Consider the following 1869-nt stretch of genomic DNA (forward strand, 5'->3'; position numbering starts at 1 on the left):
CCCTGCACCACGAACGGCAGTTCGAAGCCGGGCGGGGCATTTGGCGCCGAGGTCAGGCTGGCGATGCCCTTGAGGTCGTATTCGCGCGCGGGCACCGAGGCCGTGCCGGTCAGGGTCAGGCGCGCGGCGGGGCCCTCGACGCGGACATCGTCGGCGGTGGCGATGCCTTCGGCAAATTTCACCGCGACGGTGAGCTTGTCATAGGGCGTCGAGCCTTGGCGAAAATTGCCGCCGCCGGACAGCGGCCGGCGCTCCAGCCGCTTGAGCAATTGCTCGACATTGAAGCCGGAGATCGCGCCGTCATGACCGGTCAGGGTCGCGGTGCCGTCGAGCGATGACGCCAGCCCGAACGGCGACGAGCCTGAGGCTACCAGCGAGACACTGAGATTGCCGCGGCCGGAAAGCTTGTTGATGCCGAACAATTCGGAGGCGCAGGCCTGCAGGTCGACATCGGTGAACTGGAACTGGGCCTTGACGTCGGCCATGGCGTCAGTACGCGCGACGCCGAACGACCCCCGCGCGATGCCGCCATAGACCTGCGCCTCGCCGACGCTCAGGGCCAGCGCGCCGCCGCGCAGATTGGCGCCGAACGCTGTGCGCCCCAGTTTGGTCGCGCCGACGGTGACCCGCGCCGCTGATAATCGCATGTCGAGGTCGGTGGTCGAGAGCGAATTGATGTCGAATAATTGCCGGTTCCAGTCATGCGCGCCGGAGGCGAGCAGGCGGAAGGTGGAGATATAGGGCGTGAAGTCGAGGTTGTCGGCGGCGAGTGTCGCCTGCAGCGACTGGCGGCCGTTATTGGCGTAGGTCATCACGCCCTCGGCGACATTGCCGTCGAGCTCGACATTGACATTGGTGAGCGCGATCGAGGGGCCGACCAAATTGGCGCGCGCCTTCAGCGCGAAGCGGCCGAAGCCGCCATAGCCCGGCGGTGGCTGCCCGGTCCAGCGCAGCGCGTTGCGCAAGGACGCCGAATCCACCGTCAGCGTGCCTTCCATCATCAGGCTGGTGCGGTTGGCCACCGTGCCGTCGAAGGCGAGTTTTAGGGGTGCGCTGGAGAGCCGCGCCTTCAGCCCGGAGCGGTCGCCCGACAACGCGGCGATGAAGTCGCTGGCCGAGATCGAGCCGTCGACGCGCTCGCCGCGCCAGTCGAATTGCCCGGTGGCGGCGAAGGAGCGCGAGATCGACGGCCACGCCAGCGACAGGTCGATGTCGTCGAGCCGCTCGGTCAATTGATGGACGGCATCCTCGTAGGTCAGGATGCCGTCCTGGATCCTGATCTCGGAGAACGACACTTGATTCTCGGCGCCCGGCTTCATGGTGCGCGCGATGGTGGAGATGAAAGGCGTCCAGTTGCTGTCGCCCTGGGCGTCGCGGACGACATGGATGTGGGGCCGCAGCATCATGACGTCGGAGATCTCGAACCGCTGCAGCAACAGCGGCAGCAGCCGCAGGTTAGCGGTCAGGACATCGACCGCCAGCGCCGGGTCGGCGGCAGCAGCACCTTTCAGGCCGACGTCGTGAAAGCTGATGTAGCTGGCCGGGAACACCGAAATCTCGGTCGTGCCTGACACCACCAGATCGAGGCCGGTGACGGCGCGGATCTGCGCCTCCACCGCCTGGCGCAGCGCATCCCGGTTGAGGAACCAGGACGTCGCGACCAGGCCGATCAGCGCCACGCCGAGAAACGCCGCCACCGGCATCCCCAAGCGCCTTATTCCCTGGGCTATCGTCAATGAGATATCCAAAGTCCGGTTAAATCTAATCTGGGTGGAACAGGTCCGGTCGAACCTTACGTCGGCTCGATGTCAGGGGTCACTGCCGAAAAGCCGGGCAGGGCACGAAATCCGACGCCAACCCGCGCAACTT

The 1869-nt window shown here is 66.1% G+C and carries 1 protein-coding gene; it reads right to left on the reverse strand.

The window, feature by feature from the left end; genetic code table 11:
* On the reverse strand, positions 1-1697 hold a 1697-nt coding region (locus RMN86_RS13675; RefSeq protein WP_309606405.1), incomplete at its 3' end, for an AsmA family protein.
* Between the last annotated feature and the right edge of the window lie 172 nt (positions 1698-1869).

Origin of the sequence: Phenylobacterium sp., assembly GCF_031360265.1 — a bacterium.
In the GTDB taxonomy this organism is placed as follows: Bacteria; Pseudomonadota; Alphaproteobacteria; order Caulobacterales; family Caulobacteraceae; genus Phenylobacterium.